This is a genomic window from Frankia sp. Cppng1_Ct_nod, from assembly GCF_920656135.1.
Taxonomy (GTDB): Bacteria; Actinomycetota; Actinomycetes; order Frankiales; family Frankiaceae; genus Protofrankia; species Protofrankia meridionalis.
Map to the genome: position 1 here is coordinate 23,975 of NZ_CAKKTK010000041.1, position 15,143 is coordinate 39,117.

Consider the following 15,143-nt stretch of genomic DNA (forward strand, 5'->3'; position numbering starts at 1 on the left):
GCAGTGGATGACCAGGATCATCGGTGGCGTCGCGCGGGGCCGGCGCATTCGGGTCCCGCCCGGGGATCGGACCCGCCCCACATCGGACCGGGCGCGGGAGGGCCTGTTCAACACGCTCGCCTCGTTCGTTGAACTGCGCGGTGCCCGGTTCGCCGATCTCTACGCGGGCAGTGGCGCGGTCGGTTTCGAGGCGTTGTCGCGTGGGGCGTCCCACGTCCTGTTCGTCGATCAGTCGCCGGTGGTGGTCCGGACACTGCGCGGAAACGCCGAGGCCCTCGGCCTGACCGGCACGGAGATCCTCACCCGGTCCGTGCAACGTGTGGTGGAAACCACACCCGGGCATTACTTCGATGTGGTGTTTCTGGACCCTCCGTATTCGCTTACCAACGCTTCGCTGACCGAGGTGTTGACCGGACTGGTATCTCGTTCCTGGCTGCGTCCGGAAGGTGTTTGTGTCGTGGAACGGTCATACCGAAGTGGGCCGCCTTCGTGGCCGGAGGGGTTGATCACTATACGTAATCGGACGTACGGTGAAGGTGCCCTCTGGTACGGTTCGGGATCATGAGAAAGGCTGTCTGTCCCGGATCCTTCGACCCGGTCACCAACGGTCATCTGGATATCATCGTTCGCGCCAGCCGGCTCTTCGACGAGGTTGTCGTGGCCGTGCTCATCAACAAGAACAAGGCGAATGTCTTCACTGTGGACGAACGGATCGAACTGATCCGGGAGGTTGTCCGCGATCATCCCAACGTGGTGGTCGAGTCCTCTCACGGTCTGCTTGTCGACTTCTGCCGGGCCCGCGGTATCCAGGCGATCGTCAAGGGCCTGCGCGCGGTCAGCGACTTCGACTACGAACTGCAGATGGCGCAGATGAACCACTCGCTCGCGGGTGTCGAAACCCTGTTCATGAGCACGAATCCGCAGTACGCCTTCCTGTCGTCCAGTCTGGTCAAGGAGGTCGCGACCTACGGCGGTGACGTCTCCGGTCTGGTGCCCGACATCGTCCTCAAGCAGCTGCGGGAGCGCCTCATCCGGTAGGGCCTGTTCAGACCGTGACCTGCGGGTGTCACTCCCAGTAAAACTGGGCGTACCGGCATAGCCTGCCGGTCATGGCGGATGTCCACCGAACTCTCGAGTCGATCATCGAGACGGTCCTCGACGCGCGGGCGATGCCACTGTCGGCGTCCTGTGTCCTGAACCGGCTCGAACTGCTGGAGGCGCTGGAGGATCTGCGCGCGCAACTACCCAGGGAGATCGCCCGGGCTCGGCGGGTACTTGCCGAACGCGACGTCATCCTCGGCGCGGCATGTTACGAGCGGGACAGGGCCGTGGCCGGTGCCGACATCGTGAAACAGGCCGAGTCCGAGGCCGAACGGATCGCGGCCGCGGCCCGGGAGGCATCTCGGGCCGCACGATCGGAGATCGACATCTACGTCGACCGGAAACTCGCGGCTTTCGAGGTGGTCCTGTCCCGCACGCTCACGTCGGTCGAGCGTGGCCGGGCATGGCTCGCCTCCCCGACCGCGGGGACCGCCGCGCGACCGGACGTCCCCGTGGACGGTGCGGACGGCGAAGCGGCGGTCCCGGTACCGCTGGCCGATGTGCCTCCGCCGCCGGCCACCCCTGACGTCGTCTCGGTGTCGGAGCCCACCGAGACGATCGGATAGGCTGATGGTCGGTGCGGTGTAAACCCGTACTCCAACCATCTGTATGACCGTGTGTGACACTCGAGAGTTGTGAATCCAGTATTTCCGTGGCAGCGACAGACATCCCACCCATGACCGCGCCGTCTTACCGTCGCCGTGGCCCCCGTGGCCCCCTCGTGCTCGACATTCGCGAGCTGGGCCGCCGAGCGGGCTCGATGAAACGTGTCGTGACGCAGCTGCTCGCGCCGGCGGAGCTGGGAACCCCGATGATCCATGTTCCGTCCGGCGTGCCGATCGAACTGGACCTGCGGTTGGAGGCGGTGATGGAAGGCGTGCTGGTGAGCGGCACGGTGTCCACGCCGCTCGAGGGTGAGTGCTCGCGCTGCCTCGACTCCTTCGAGGACGAGACGACGGTCGAGATCCGGGAGCTGTTCTACTACCAGGACCGGGCATTCGACGACCCTGACGACGACTCCCTCCAGGTCGTGGGGGACCATCTCGACCTGGAACCGGCGTTGCGTGACGCGCTGGTACTCGGTCTGCCGCTGTCCCCCTGCTGCCGGCCGGACTGCGCCGGCCTGTGTGCGGACTGCGGCGCGCGGCTGGACGAGCTTGGCCCCGACCACACCCACGCGCAGGTCGACCCCAGGTGGGCCGCACTGCCATCACTGATCGAGAACAAGGAGAAGGACTAGTGGCCGTCCCGAAGCGTCGGACATCGCGTAGCAACACCCGTTCCCGGCGGGCGCAGTGGAAAGCGAGTGTTCCCGCCCTTTCCAAGTGCCCCCGTGGTCACGTGACCCGGCCTCACACGGCCTGCCCGACCTGCGGTCGTTACAACGATCGACAGATCATCGACGTCTGAGTGGTGTGACACGCGTCGCGGTCGACCTGCTCGGTGGTGACGGCGAACCCGGGGCGGTAGTCGACGGTGTTGTTGACGCGCTCGGCGCCGATCAGGCGCTGGAAGTGAGCGTGGTCGGTCCGCCCCGAATCACTGAACGCCTCCTGGCCGAACGCGGTCCGGACTTCGGTGACCGGCTGCGGGTGGTCGCCGCGTCCCAGGTGGTCGGCCCTGGCGAGGATGCGGCGCGGGAGGTGCGGTCGAGACGGGACGCGACCGTTCGGGTCGCGGCCCGGCTGGTCAGGGACGGTGCCGTGGACGCGATGGTCTCCGCGGGTCCGTCCGAGGCGGTTGTGGCGGCATCCTCGTTCGCCCTCGGGCCGCTCCCGGGGGCGACCCGGCCGGCTCTGGCCGTGGTGCTCGGGTCCTCCCGTGGACCGACGGTTCTGCTGGATGCGGGTGCGGCCGTCGACGCGAACGCCGACCATCTTGCCCAGTGCGCGGTCATCGGATCCAACTACGCGACAATCTGCCTGCGGGTTGCCCGTCCCCGGATCGGACTGCTGTCAGCGGGACCGGGGCGCTGGGACGGGCTTCGCCGTGGCGTCGGGGATCTGATCACCGAGTTGGGTCTTGATTTCATCGGCGCCGTCGATGCCGCCACGGTCGTGGCAGGCGGGGAAGCGGACGTCGTGGTCAGCGACGGTTTCACGGGGGCCGTCCTGGTGTCGTGCCTGCGGGCGGTGGCACCGGCCGTTGCCGAGTCGCCGTGGACGTCGTCGGGTTGGTACCTGCGGGAGGGAGCATTCGTGGTTGGCGTCGACGGGATCGTGGTCGTCGTGGGTGGTAGGCCCGTCGTGAGCGGCGGGGCGGTCGCGAGGGCGATAGCCGATGCGTGCGCCGCGCAGCGGGTCGGTTGGATGCCCCGGCAGCGCGCGGTCTTCGGCGGCATCGTCGCCCACCGCCGGGTCCGGGCCGGGTTGTCGGTATGACCCGCGGCCTGCCGGCACCGGCGCCCAGGGACGGTCTGTTGGCCGTACTGGATGTGCCGGTCGACGTCGACCTTCTTGAACGGGCCCTCACTCACCGCTCCTACGCCTATGAGCAGGGTGGCCTGCCGACCAACGAGCGGCTGGAGTTCCTGGGGGACTCGGTGCTCGGCCTGGTCGTGACCGACGCCCTGTTTCGTCGCCACCCCGACCTTCCCGAAGGCCAGCTCGCGAAGCAACGCGCCTCCGTGGTCAACATGCGGGCTCTCGCCGAGGTCGCCCGGGGTCTGGGGGAGGAAGGCATCGGGCCGTATCTGCTGCTCGGCCGCGGCGAGGAGACCACGGGTGGGCGGGACAAGGCCAGCATTCTCGCGGACACACTTGAGGCGCTGATCGGCGCGGTGTACCTGTCGGCGGGGTTGGAGACCGCCTCGCGGTTCGTCCACCGGTTGTTCGATCCGCTGCTGGACGTGGCCGCCGGCCGGGGTGCCGGGCTGGACTGGAAGACCTCCCTGCAGGAACGGACGGCTCTGCTGCTGCTGGGGCCGCCCGAGTACGCGGTGGACGAGTTCGGGCCGGATCACGCCAAGCGGTTCACCGCTCGTGCGGTGGTAGCCGGTGAGGTGCTCGGTCACGGCGAGGGGGGCAGCAAGAAGGAGGCCGAGCAGCGTGCCGCCGCGGCCGCCTTCGAGACGCTGGAGGCCCGCGCCCTGGACCCGCAGGACCTGGACCCGCAGGACCTGGACCCGCAGGACCTGGACCCGCAGGACCTGGACCCGCAGGACCTGGACCCGCAGATGGTCGGGTCGGCAGAGTCCGTGACGTCCCCCGCGGCAGTGGAGGACGGTGCGCCGGTCGGCGGTCGCTCCGAGGCGACCGTGAGCACGGGCAACGGCTGATCTGGTAAGCGTTCTCGTTTCCCATGCCCGAGCTTCCCGAGGTCGAGGTCGTCCGGCTGGGCCTTGAGCGGGCACTGGTGGGCCGGACGATCGCAACGGTGGCGGTCGGTCATCCACGGGCGGTCCGCCGGCATGCCGGCGGTGCCGCCGACTTCGCGGCGGTGCTCGTGGGTCAGACGATCGTCGCCGCGTCCCGCCGGGGCAAGTACCTGTGGCTGGACCTGGACGGCGGTGCGGTGTTGCTGGGCCACCTCGGGATGAGCGGTCAGCTTCTGGTGGTCGCCGCGGACAAGCCCGCCGAGACGCACCTACGGGTCCGTTTCACATTTTCCGACGCCGGGCGGGAGCTCAGGTTCGTCGACCAGCGGACATTCGGCGCTCTTGCGGTCGTCAAGGCAGCCTGCGGCGTGCCGGAACCGATCGCGCACATCGCGCGGGACATCGTCGACCCGGAGTTCTCCGACGGGGACTTTGTCGCGGCAGTTCGCCGTCGCCGGACCGGAATCAAACGCGCGTTACTCGACCAGAGTCTTGTCAGCGGCATCGGCAACATCTATGCGGACGAATCCCTGTGGCGGGCGAGGTTGCACTACGCACGCCCGACCGAGACGCTGACCCGTGGCGAACTCGGCCGTCTGCTGGAGGCGGCGCGCGGGGTGCTGACCGAGGCGCTGCGCGCGGGTGGGACATCCTTCGACGCGCTCTACGTGTCGGTCAACGGCGAAAGCGGCCTGTTCGACCGTTCTCTGGAGGTGTACGGCCGGGCCGGCCGGCCATGCTCGCGATGCGGGACGCCGATCCGTCGGGACGCCTTCATGAACCGGTCGAGCTTCACCTGCCCGCGCTGTCAACCACGCCCGAGAAGGGCCCACTCGTAACCCATGGATCCGGACACGGCGCTCGGAAAGATCCGCAAGCTGCTTGCGATGGCCGAGGCGGAGGGGCTGACCGAGCAGGCCCGTGAGTCGTACAACGACAAGGCCGCCGACCTGATCGCCCAGTACGGCATCGATCGTGCTCTGCTCGAGGAAGCCGCACCGACCAGGGCGGTTGCCGGGGACGTCGTCCTGGACATCGACCGTCCCTATGCCCGAGACAAGATCATGCTGTTGGGAAGCATCGCCGGACCGCTCGGCTGCCGGCTGGTACACCGTACGCAACTGCTGCCAGGGGCGACCGCGCATGCGGCTCACCTGTTCGGGATGGCCGCCGACCTGGAGCGGACCCAGCTGCTCTACACGTCCCTGCTGGTCCAGCAGGCTCACGCCCTCGCGCTGGTCGAGGTGCCGCGCTCGCAGGACCCTCGGGCGTTCCGGCGGTCCTGGATGGCCGGGTTCGCCGCCGCGGTGCAGTTTCGGCTGACCCGGGCCGAGACGCTGGCTCGGGACAGCCGTGAGCGCGCGGATGCGGGCGGGCCGACGCATTCGGTCGCGCTGGTGCTCGCTGACCGGATGGCCCGCGTGGAGCAGCACGTCGCGGACACCTATCCGCGGTTACGCCCGATGCGCTCCCGTCAGCTGTCCGGGTCGGGGGCGCCGGCCGGCTTCCAGGCGGGCCAACGGGCGGATATCGGGACGGGTAACCGGGTCGCACGTCAGCCCCGTCACCGGGAACTGTGACTCAGACCTTGCCGCCGGGAATGTTTGGAACCGCGGTCTGAGTAGGACCGGACGTTCGCGGCGGGGCATAGCCCGGTGGGATGACAGTGGCTGGGGCGGCCGGTGCCGGTTCGGGGGTCGCCACGCGCAGACCCTCGGTGCTGGCGTGAGGTACGGGCAGGACGCCGCCGTCCTGATGGAAGTTCTGGCCGCAACCGCCGAGGAGGAGTGCAGCCGGGACGGCGACGGTGCCAACCATCATCATCACGGCGCGCCGGCCGCGGAGTGTGCGCATCTGGGACCGCCGGGTGCGGAGGGAATGTGTGGTGTCCACAATGAACCGGTACCCTACCGTGCCCATGCGCGACGTTCCCGCCAGGCCGGCCGGTCAGGATGATCATAATCCGTCCGCCGGATCCGGACCGCATGCCCGCCTGACGGCATGGGTGTCGGGATCGGTTCAGGGTGTTGGCTTCCGTGCATATGTCCGATCGCGAGGACGCAGGCTCGGCCTGGTGGGTTCTGCGACGAACCTCACGGACGGGCGTGTCGTGGTGGTCGTCGAGGGTCCGACGGCGGCGTGTCGGACCCTGCTGGAGATGCTCCAGGTCGGGCACACACCCGGCCGGACGGCCGAGGTGACCTTTTCCTGGTCGCCGCCGCGGGGTGACCTGACCGGATTCGTCCGGAGGTAGTGGCCCGGAGCCGGGAGCGTCAGGCAACCTCATGTGCCGCGGACTCGGGTCATATGTGCCGGGAACTCGGACCATCCACGGTGTCGTGCATTCGTCCAACCTCTGTTCGAACCACGGGTTGCTTCCGGCGGGCAACCGGACGGCGACGAGGTGTCCTCATCTCGACAAAGCGCCATCGCCGACCGCGCCGGTATGGCATCGTCTTGACTTTCGGCCACGTGACGTGCGATCCTCGATTCATTGTCTGGCGCGTAGTGTGATCTGTGGCGATCTTGTCGGCCAGATCATAGCGCGTCTCGCACCCGCTCGGTCACTCATCGTGGAGGACCATTATCATGGCGAAGGCCCTTTTCGGCCACGTCGGCTCCGGCAACGATCTCCGTTTGTCGTATGAGGTACGCCGACTTCGTGCGCGTGTAGCAGAACTGGAAGATGAGCTCGCGCGTACGCGTGCTCTTAATGATGCTCTTGAAGGCGTTGATGTCTCGGATGAACTTCGGGCGTTCGAAGCGGAGCCCGCGCTGACCTGATCCTCCCGGATCCGAGGCGGGAGCTAAGGGACGTTTCTCCTTGTGGGGAACGTCCCTTAGTGCTGCTGACCGGATTCGTCAAATCCGCTATGGACGCATCCTTGGTGTGTCTGTAACGGCCTGAATCTCGACAGTCTCTGTCGGTGATCAAATCGCAGCTGTGCTGCCTGTTGTGTCGAACGCTCTGAAGGGCCGGGTCGGTCCCGGGACCGCTGCGGCAGTATTGTTGGTCCGCAGTTGTCCTCTCGGGCACAGTGGCTGGGCGGGTCCGTGCGCGTACCACCGTCCCCGGTTGCTGGTGGTGCCCTACATCCGGGTACCGCGCCCGCGTCCCCTCCGACAGCTCCGGAGACCGGTGCACCTCAAGAGCCTCACCCTTCGGGGATTCAAGTCGTTCGCGAGTTCGACGACTCTGCACCTGGAGCCCGGCATCACCTGTGTGGTCGGGCCGAACGGCTCTGGTAAGAGCAACGTCGTCGACGCCATGGCGTGGGTGCTCGGCGAGCAGGGGGCGAAGGCCCTGCGTGGCGGCACCATGTCCGACGTCATATTCGCGGGCACCCCGTCGCGCCCGCCCTTGGGCCGCGCGGAGGTCCTGCTCACCATCGACAACACCGACGGCGCTCTGCCGATCGACTACAGCGAGGTGACCGTCGGCCGTCTGATGTTCCGCAGCGGCGAAAGCGAATACACGATCAACGGCAGTTCATGTCGGCTGCTCGACATCCAGGAGCTCATGAGTGACTCCGGAATCGGCCGTGAGCTTCATGTCATCGTCGGCCAGGGGCAGCTGGACGCGGTCCTGCACGCCCGCCCGGAGGACCGCCGCGCCTTTGTCGAGGAGGCGGCCGGTGTTCTCAAACACCGTAAGCGCAAAGAAAAGGCGCTGCGCAAGCTCGAGGCCATGGCGGCCAATCTCACCCGCCTCACCGACCTGTCCGCGGAGCTGCGCCGCCAGCTGGGTCCGCTGGGCCGACAGGCGGAGATCGCCCGCAAGGCCGGTGTCATCCAGGCGGCGCTGCGAGACTCCCGGTTGCGCCTGCTCGCCGACGAGATCGTCACAGCTCGTGGCGATATCGCTTCCGACGTCCGGGACGAGGAGGTGCTGCGAGTCAGACTCGCCACGGCCGGACGTGCCCATGCCGACGGTCAGCAACGCGAGCAGACATTGGAGGCGGAGCTGGCCGCCGTAACTCCGCGCGAGGCGGCCGCGGGCGAAGTCTGGCATGCCCTGGCATCCCTGCGGGAGCGCGTCCGCGGTACCCGGTCATTGGCCGCGGAGCGGGTCCGGCTGCTGCGGGCCGGCGGCGACGAGCAGCGCAGCGGTCGTGATCCCGATCAGCTGGAGCAGGAGGCCGCCGCCGTCCGAGAGCAGGAGAGCGCTCTGGTCGTACGGCTGGACACCGACCGGGACGGCCTCGCCGAGGTCGTCGCCCGCCGGGCGGAACTCGAAGCCGCGCTGGCCGGTGAGGAAAAGGCGCTGGTCGCAGCCGCCCGCGAGGCGTCGAGCCGCCGGGAGAACCTCGCGCGGCTGGCCGGGAGGGTGGAGGCCGCCCGGTCGCGGGCCACCAGCTCCGAAGCCGAGATCGTCCGGATTTCCGAGGCGGTGGACTCCGCTCGGATGCGCGGCGGGGAGACCAGCGACCAGCGGGTCACGCTCGAGTCGGAACTCGCCCGGATGGAGACCACCCGCAGTGAGCTGACGTCCCGGCATGCCGAAGCGGTCGCGGTCCACGCCGCCGCCTCCGAGAGGTTGGAGAACCTGCGGTCCGAGGAGAGCTCCGCGGACCGTGACCGGGCGTCCTGGCAGGCCCGCAGGGAGGCGCTGACCCTCTCGCTCACGCCGAAGGACGGCGCCGCGGCGCTGTTGGACGCCGCCGCCGGTACGTGGATGAACGACCCGGGCGCGGACCCGGGCGCGGGTGAGGCTGCGGTGAAGGGCGCGGGCGTCGGCGACGGAGCCGGTCACGGGATGCGCAAGGGGAAGGGGAAGGCTGCTCGGCGGGGCAACGATGGTGCCGTCGGGCCGGCGCTGCCGGCGCTGCCGGCGCTGCCTGTGGTGGCGGTGGCGGTGGATGCCGCTCGGCTGCCCACGGGCGTCCTCGGGCGCCTGGCCGCTTCGCTGTCCGTCGAGCACGGCGCGGAGGCCGCCGTGGCAGCCGTGCTCGGCCCGGCCGCGGACGCTGTCGCAGTCGGTGCCGCCGAGGATGTCGGTGCCGCCTTTGAATGGCTGCGGGCGGTCGACGCGGGACGCGCGGCCCTGGTCGTCGCCGGGCGACCCGGGGACGGTCTCGCCACCGACCCGGCCGCGGCCCTGCCGCCCGAGGCCCTGCGCGGCGGCGTACCCGCCCGTGACCTCGTACGGGTCACCGACCCGCGTTACGCGGAGGGTGTCGCCCACCTGCTGGCGGCCACCGTGGTCGTCGCGGATCTTGCCGCCGCGGTCGACCTCGTCCGGGCGCACCCCGACATCCGGGCGGTCACCCGGGCCGGCGACGTCATCGGCCCGGCACTTGCCACCGGCGGCAGCGCGCGGGCGCCGTCCCTGTTGGAGCTGCAGGCCGCCGCGGACGAGGCGGAGACGCAGATGATCGAGGCGGTCGGCCGCGGTGACCGTGCCCGGGGGGCGATCGTCGCCGCGCACGAGGCGGTGAACCGGTCCCGGGGTGGGATCGACGACGCGGCTGCGGCGCTGCACGGCGCCGATGCCCGTCACCGCGCGTTGTCCGAGCAACTGTCCCAGCTGGAACGGGCGAACCGGGCCGGAGCCGCGGAGATCGAACGCCTGGAGCGGGCTCGGATGCAGGCCGAAACCGTCCGGGATCAGGCCTACGGGGCCTTGACGGAGCTGGAGACGACGTTGGCCGCGACATCGTCTGAACCCGACGTCGGGGAGCGGTCGCCGGCAGAGCGTGACCGGCTCGTCGCCGCGACCTCGGCCGTGCGCGGCGAGGAGGTGGAGGCCCGGCTCGCGGTGCGCACCAGCGAGGAGCGGGCCCGGGCGCTGGCCGGCCGCGCCGACGCGTTGGTACGGTCCGCCGCGAACGAGCGTGCCGCGCGGATGGCTGCGGCCCGGCGCCGGGAGGTCCGGGAGCGGCAGGCGGCCGTGGCCGAGGCCGTGGCCGACGCTGCCGGTGTCGCCCTTGCGGCTCTGGAACACTCGTTGGTCGCCGCCGACGACGAACGCCGGCGCGCCGAGGCCCTTCGCCGGCGGACCGAATCCGATCTCACGACTGTCCGGGAGCAGGTCCGGGCACTTGCCACGGAGCTCGCGGCGCTGCGCGACGACGTCCACCGCGACGAGCTCGCCCGGGCCGAGAAGCGGCTGCGGGTCGAGACCCTGGAGACCAAGGCGCTCGACGAGCACGGGATAGCCGCTGACGACCTGGTCTCCGAGTACGGTCCGCAGGTGCCGGTACCGCCGGACACCGACGGCGGTGAGGCCGTCACGTTCGACCGGGCCGAGCAGGTGGCGCGGGCGGCCACCGCGGAGAAGCAGCTCAACCGGCTCGGCAAGGTCAATCCGCTGGCGCTGGAGGAGTTCGAGGCGCTTCAGGAGCGTGCGGCGTTCCTGTCGACGCAGCTCGACGACATCAAGAACACCCGTCGGGACCTGCTGCTGGTCGTCGCCGAGGTCGACGAGCGGGTCCGGGAGGTTTTCCGCGCGGCCTTCGCCGACACCGCCCGGGAGTTCGAGACGGTTTTCGCGACCCTGTTCCCGGGTGGGGAGGGGCGGCTCGTCCTGACCGATCCCGAGGACATGCTCACGACCGGTATCGAGGTGGAGGCCCGGCCGCCGGGCAAGAAGGTCAAGCGTCTGTCGTTGCTTTCAGGCGGCGAGCGTTCACTGACCGCGATCGCGCTGTTGCTGGCCATCTTCCGGGCCCGCCCGTCGCCGTTCTACGTGCTGGACGAGGTCGAGGCCGCTCTTGACGACCGTAACCTCGGCCGTCTGCTGGAGGCACTGGAGGGCCTGCGGGAGAAGTCCCAGCTGATCATTATCACACACCAGAAGCGCACGATGGAGATCGCGGACGCGCTCTACGGTGTGTCCATGCGTGGCGACGGCATCACCACGGTGATCAGCCAGCGTCTCCGGGAGCGCGCCTCGGCCTGAGAACCACCCGCTCGGTCTGTCAGGATCGGTGGCGTGGAGTACGTCCTCATCGTCATCGCGATCATTGTTTTCGGTCTTGTCGCAACGGCTGGTCTTGTGGTGGGCACCCGCCACCGAGGCCGTGGCACCCCCTCCCGGGAGCGGCCGCGTCCGGGGGTGGACCACCGGCCCGGAGTCGGTGATGACGCCGAGATCCCCCGGGACACCCCGCGGCGGACCGTCGACACCGTCGATCTCCCGGAGCATCTCGGCAGTCCCGCGCCGCCCGCCGGGATCGAGGCCGAGGCCGATGCCGACGCCAAGCTGCTCGACCGGGAGTTCGAGCAGCTCGCGCGGGATGCGGAACTCGCTGAGGTCCTGGAGGTACCCGCCCCGGCCGCCGGCCGACTGGTCCGACTGCGCGAGCGGCTGGCCCGGTCGCAGAACAGTCTGGGCCGGGGACTGCTGGTGCTGCTCTCCCGCGACAACCTCGATGAGGAGGTCTGGGAGGACGTCGAGGCGACCCTGCTGGTCGCGGACGTCGGGGTCATACCCACGCAGGAACTGGTCGAGTCGTTGCGCGTGCGGGTGAAGGTCCTCGGCGCGCGTCGTCCCGCCGACGTGCGTGCGCTGCTGCGCGACGAGCTGCTCGCCCAGATCGGTACCAGCACCAACCGCTCACTGGCGGTCGCCGTGGACGGCAGACCGGCGAACGTCCTCGTGGTCGGGGTCAACGGCACCGGCAAGACGACGACCTGCGGGAAGATCGCCCGCCTGCTGGTGGCGGACGGGCGGACCGTCGTGCTGGGTGCGGCCGACACCTTCCGGGCTGCAGCAGCCGACCAGTTGGAGACCTGGGGGAGCAGAGTCGGAGCACAGACGGTACGCGGCAGCGAGGGCGGCGATCCGGCGTCGGTGGCCTTCGACTCGGCGAAACGGGGAATCAGCGCCGGTGCCGACGTCGTGGTGATCGACACTGCCGGGCGCCTGCACACGAAGGCCGGGCTGATGGACGAACTCGTCAAGATCAAGAGAGTGGTGACGAAACTCGGCCCGGTCGACGAGGTTCTGCTCGTCCTGGACGCGACCACCGGCCAGAACGCGGTGGAGCAGGCCCGGGTGTTCACCCGGGCGGTGGACATCACAGGCATTGTGCTGACCAAGCTCGACGGGACCGCCAAGGGCGGCATCGTCATCGCCGTCCAGCGGGAGCTCGGCGTTGCGGTGAAGCTGGTCGGGCTGGGCGAAGGTCCCGACGACCTCGCGCCGTTCGATCCGGAGGCCTTCGTCGACGCGCTGCTCGGGGACCCGCCGAACTGAAGGACCGGGGGAGCCGGCCGAGCCGGACCGATCGCGGTCAGCCGGAGTCCGCGCAGGCCACGGTGGGTGCGGACACGGCGGGGCCTACTTGGTGGTCGCGACGGGTCCCTTCCGTACGGCGTCGAGGCGATCTACAGTTCCGGGGTGTGGTTCGGGTCCTGATCGGGCACGTCGATCGGGATCCGAAACATCCGGCGAGGTGTCCCCGCCATCCTCGACGTGGAGGGCGGAGATCGTGGCAGGTTCACGTCATGATCGCCGTGTGGGCGCGCCTCGCCGGGCTGTCCGGGTGGCGGGCGGGGGTCCTGCCGCATCGGACGGTCCGGCTCCGCCTTCCACGGCCGGATGCGTACTCTGAGAGTTGCGGTTCGCCAGCGATCTCGGAGTGTGCGCGTGTTCGACACCCTGTCCAGCCGTCTCGACAAGGCTTTCTCGTCGCTTCGCGGCAAGGGGCGGTTGTCCGAGGCTGACATCGATGCCACCGCTCGGGAGATCCGGGTGGCGTTGCTGGAGGCCGATGTCGCCCTTCCGGCGGTCCGGGCCTTCATCATCGCCGTGCGGGAGAGGGCCAGAAGCGCGGAGGTCTCGGCCTCGCTGAACCCTGCTCAGCAGGTCATCAAGATCGTCAACGAGGAACTGATCGCGATCCTCGGCGGCGGCACGACCACCCTGCGGTTCGCCAAGACGCCGCCCACGGTCATCCTGCTCGCCGGCCTGCAGGGTACGGGTAAGACCACGCTCGCCGGGAAGCTTGGCCGGTGGCTGAAGGCCCAGGGGCATACGCCTCTGCTGGTTGCCGCCGACCTGCAGCGGCCGAACGCGGTCACCCAGCTCCAGGTCGTGGCCGGTCGTGCCGGGGTGGACGTGTTCGCTCCGGAACCCGGCAACGGCGTCGGCGATCCGGTCACGGTTGCCCGTGACGCCGTGGAACACGCCCGCAGGCGCCTGCACGACGTGGTCGTCGTCGACACCGCGGGCCGCCTCGGCGTGGACGCCGACATGATGCGCCAGGCGGCGGCCATCCGGGACGTGACAGCTCCGGACGAGATCCTGTTCGTGGTCGACGCGATGATCGGCCAGGACGCGGTCACCACCGCGCAGGCGTTCGCCGACGGCGTGGGCTTTAGCGGGGTGGTGCTCACCAAGCTCGACGGCGATGCGCGTGGCGGTGCGGCGCTCTCCGTCTCGCATCTGACCGGCCGGCCGATCATGTTCGCCTCCACCGGTGAGGCACTGGAGGACTTCGACGTCTTCCACCCCGAGCGGATGGCGTCGCGCATCCTCGGGATGGGGGACGTCCTGACCCTCATCGAGCAGGCGGAGAAGGCGTTCGAGGCCGATCAGGCCGAGGCGATGGCGGCGAAGATGGCCGCCTCGGAGTTCACCCTCTCCGACTTCCTCGAGCAGATGCTCGCTGTCCGCAAGATGGGGCCGATCGCCAACCTGCTCGGGATGCTGCCCGGCATGGGGCAGATGAAAGAACAGCTCTCCCAGATCGACGACCGGGACGTCGACCGGGTGGTGGCGATCATTCGGTCGATGACACCGGCGGAAAGGCACGACCCGCGCATTCTGCAGGCGTCCCGCAAGGCACGGGTGGCCCGAGGCTCCGGGGTGACCGTCACCGAGGTCAACCAGCTCCTCGACAGGTTCGACGAGGCGCGCAAGGTCATGAAGCAGATGGCGGGCGGCATGGGGCTGCCCGGCGGTGGGCAACGGTCCAGAGCCGCGTCCAACCGCAAGACGAGCAAGAAGGCGAAGGGCGCGAGCCGCAAGGGCAACCCGGCCGCCCGTGCCGCGCAGACCCAGGCGCAGAAGGCCGCGACCGAGGCGCGGCGCACGGGCGGCCCACTCGGGCTGCCCCCGGGTGGGCTCGGTGACGGCGGTATGCCGGACATGCCCGATCTGTCCGCGCTGATGCGCGGTGATGGTTTCCCTCCGTCCGGGCAGGGGCGCGGCGGGCGGCGCTGACCTTTCCGGACGGCTCCGAGAAGTCCGGGCAGGCCCGGGCGTCGTCGGCGCCCGCGATCTGGCAAACTATGGTCACGACATGGGTTCTTCACCATCAGCGTCGTTGCGGTGTCCCTCTCCGCCGTTCTGACGCTCCGCAAACCCAGCCGCCGGTGCTCCGCGTCCCCACCGTGGCGTTCCGGTGGCCACCGACGTACGTCTGGAGCAGTTCGACAATCGTGGCAACCAAGATCAAACTTCAGCGCCTCGGCAAGATGCGTGAGCCGCACTACCGGATCGTCGTCGCGGATGCCCGCACCAAGCGGGACGGACGGGTCATCGAGGCGATCGGTCAGTACCACCCGAAGTCCGACCCGAGCATCATCAAGGTCGACGGCGAACGCGCCGAGTACTGGCTCAGTGTGGGCGCTCAGCCGACCGAGCCCGTGCTCGCGATCCTCAAGGTCACCGGTGACTGGCAGAAGTTCAAGGGCCTGCCCGCGCCGCCCCCGATGAAGGTCGCCGCGCCCAAGGTCGACAAGCGCGAGGCATTCCAGGAAGCAGCCAGGGCCGCGG

General features: G+C 69.6%; 16 protein-coding genes. 15 read left to right on the forward strand and 1 reads right to left on the reverse strand.

The features are described 5' to 3' along the window. The first annotated feature begins 7 nt into the window (after positions 1 to 7). From rsmD to NBW77_RS13300, 9 genes are all read left to right on the forward strand, one after another. On the forward strand, positions 8 to 565 hold the full coding sequence (gene rsmD / locus NBW77_RS13260; RefSeq protein ID WP_131747990.1) for a 16S rRNA (guanine(966)-N(2))-methyltransferase RsmD: 558 nt from the start codon (positions 8 to 10) through the stop codon (positions 563 to 565). Then, a complete protein-coding gene (gene coaD / locus NBW77_RS13265; RefSeq protein WP_131747988.1) occupies positions 562 to 1,038 on the forward strand; it encodes a pantetheine-phosphate adenylyltransferase in 477 nt (158 codons plus the stop codon). Before rsmD ends, coaD begins: the two co-directional genes overlap by 4 nt. A 71-nt stretch (positions 1,039 to 1,109) precedes the next feature. Beyond that, positions 1,110 to 1,667, forward strand: a complete 558-nt coding sequence (locus NBW77_RS13270) for a hypothetical protein (protein WP_131747986.1) — start codon at positions 1,110 to 1,112, stop codon at positions 1,665 to 1,667. Between the two features lie 110 nt (positions 1,668 to 1,777). Beyond that, positions 1,778 to 2,341: a YceD family protein gene (locus NBW77_RS13275; RefSeq protein WP_131747984.1), complete on the forward strand. Its 564-nt coding sequence runs from the start codon at positions 1,778 to 1,780 to the stop codon at positions 2,339 to 2,341. Next, positions 2,341 to 2,511, forward strand: a complete 171-nt coding sequence (gene rpmF / locus NBW77_RS13280) for a 50S ribosomal protein L32 (RefSeq protein ID WP_131748137.1) — start codon at positions 2,341 to 2,343, stop codon at positions 2,509 to 2,511. The genes NBW77_RS13275 and rpmF overlap by 1 nt, the downstream gene beginning before the upstream one ends. Before the next feature lie 5 nt (positions 2,512 to 2,516). Further along, entirely contained in the window at positions 2,517 to 3,482 is a 966-nt protein-coding gene (locus tag NBW77_RS13285; RefSeq protein ID WP_165486258.1) for a phosphate acetyl/acyltransferase, read from the forward strand. Further along, the gene (rnc, locus tag NBW77_RS13290) at positions 3,479 to 4,378 is read left to right on the forward strand and encodes a ribonuclease III (protein WP_131747980.1); all 900 of its coding nucleotides are present in this window, start codon (positions 3,479 to 3,481) and stop codon (positions 4,376 to 4,378) included. The genes NBW77_RS13285 and rnc overlap by 4 nt, the downstream gene beginning before the upstream one ends. A gap of 23 nt (positions 4,379 to 4,401) precedes the next feature. Continuing rightward, positions 4,402 to 5,256: a bifunctional DNA-formamidopyrimidine glycosylase/DNA-(apurinic or apyrimidinic site) lyase gene (mutM, locus tag NBW77_RS13295; protein WP_250279793.1), complete on the forward strand. Its 855-nt coding sequence runs from the start codon at positions 4,402 to 4,404 to the stop codon at positions 5,254 to 5,256. A gap of 3 nt (positions 5,257 to 5,259) precedes the next feature. Continuing rightward, complete coding sequence (locus NBW77_RS13300) at positions 5,260 to 5,997, forward strand: DUF2786 domain-containing protein (protein WP_131747978.1); 738 nt, start codon at positions 5,260 to 5,262, stop codon at positions 5,995 to 5,997. A 1-nt stretch (position 5,998) separates the two neighbouring features. Here NBW77_RS13300 and NBW77_RS13305 read toward each other — a convergent pair whose 3' ends face one another. Continuing rightward, a complete protein-coding gene (locus NBW77_RS13305) occupies positions 5,999 to 6,271 on the reverse strand; it encodes a hypothetical protein (RefSeq protein ID WP_250279794.1) in 273 nt (90 codons plus the stop codon). Positions 6,272 to 6,335: 64 nt separating this feature from the next. On the opposite strand from NBW77_RS13305, the gene NBW77_RS13310 reads away from it, so the two are divergent. The 6 genes from NBW77_RS13310 to rpsP form a co-directional block, all read left to right on the forward strand. After that, positions 6,336 to 6,671: an acylphosphatase gene (locus tag NBW77_RS13310; RefSeq protein WP_131748131.1), complete on the forward strand. Its 336-nt coding sequence runs from the start codon at positions 6,336 to 6,338 to the stop codon at positions 6,669 to 6,671. Between the two features lie 335 nt (positions 6,672 to 7,006). Continuing rightward, the gene (locus NBW77_RS13315) at positions 7,007 to 7,201 is read left to right on the forward strand and encodes a hypothetical protein (RefSeq protein ID WP_131747976.1); all 195 of its coding nucleotides are present in this window, start codon (positions 7,007 to 7,009) and stop codon (positions 7,199 to 7,201) included. Between the two features lie 355 nt (positions 7,202 to 7,556). Then, positions 7,557 to 11,318 (forward strand): SMC hinge domain-related protein, encoded by a 3,762-nt coding sequence (locus NBW77_RS13320; RefSeq protein WP_250279796.1) that lies wholly within the window; start codon positions 7,557 to 7,559, stop codon positions 11,316 to 11,318. 33 nt (positions 11,319 to 11,351) lie between these two features. Further along, the gene (ftsY, locus tag NBW77_RS13325; protein WP_131747974.1) at positions 11,352 to 12,617 is read left to right on the forward strand and encodes a signal recognition particle-docking protein FtsY; all 1,266 of its coding nucleotides are present in this window, start codon (positions 11,352 to 11,354) and stop codon (positions 12,615 to 12,617) included. A 393-nt stretch (positions 12,618 to 13,010) separates the two neighbouring features. Continuing rightward, the gene (gene ffh / locus NBW77_RS13330) at positions 13,011 to 14,588 is read left to right on the forward strand and encodes a signal recognition particle protein (protein ID WP_131747970.1); all 1,578 of its coding nucleotides are present in this window, start codon (positions 13,011 to 13,013) and stop codon (positions 14,586 to 14,588) included. Between the two features lie 218 nt (positions 14,589 to 14,806). Further along, positions 14,807 to 15,143: 30S ribosomal protein S16 (rpsP, locus tag NBW77_RS13335; protein WP_250279797.1), on the forward strand; the 337-nt coding region annotated here is incomplete at its 3' end.

Excerpts from the sequence above, each read along its gene's own strand:
- rsmD (WP_131747990.1), top strand. The coding sequence starts at position 8 with ATGACCAGGATCATCGGTGGCGTCGCGCGGGGCCGGCGCATTCGGGTC.
- coaD (WP_131747988.1), top strand. The coding sequence starts at position 562 with ATGAGAAAGGCTGTCTGTCCCGGATCCTTCGACCCGGTCACCAACGGT.
- NBW77_RS13270 (WP_131747986.1), top strand. The coding sequence starts at position 1,110 with ATGGCGGATGTCCACCGAACTCTCGAGTCGATCATCGAGACGGTCCTC.
- NBW77_RS13275 (WP_131747984.1), top strand. The coding sequence starts at position 1,778 with ATGACCGCGCCGTCTTACCGTCGCCGTGGCCCCCGTGGCCCCCTCGTG.
- rnc (WP_131747980.1), top strand. The coding sequence starts at position 3,479 with ATGACCCGCGGCCTGCCGGCACCGGCGCCCAGGGACGGTCTGTTGGCC.
- mutM (WP_250279793.1), top strand. The coding sequence starts at position 4,402 with ATGCCCGAGCTTCCCGAGGTCGAGGTCGTCCGGCTGGGCCTTGAGCGG.
- NBW77_RS13300 (WP_131747978.1), top strand. The coding sequence starts at position 5,260 with ATGGATCCGGACACGGCGCTCGGAAAGATCCGCAAGCTGCTTGCGATG.
- NBW77_RS13305 (WP_250279794.1), bottom strand. The coding sequence starts at position 6,271 with ATGCGCACACTCCGCGGCCGGCGCGCCGTGATGATGATGGTTGGCACC.
- NBW77_RS13310 (WP_131748131.1), top strand. The coding sequence starts at position 6,336 with ATGCGCGACGTTCCCGCCAGGCCGGCCGGTCAGGATGATCATAATCCG.
- NBW77_RS13315 (WP_131747976.1), top strand. The coding sequence starts at position 7,007 with ATGGCGAAGGCCCTTTTCGGCCACGTCGGCTCCGGCAACGATCTCCGT.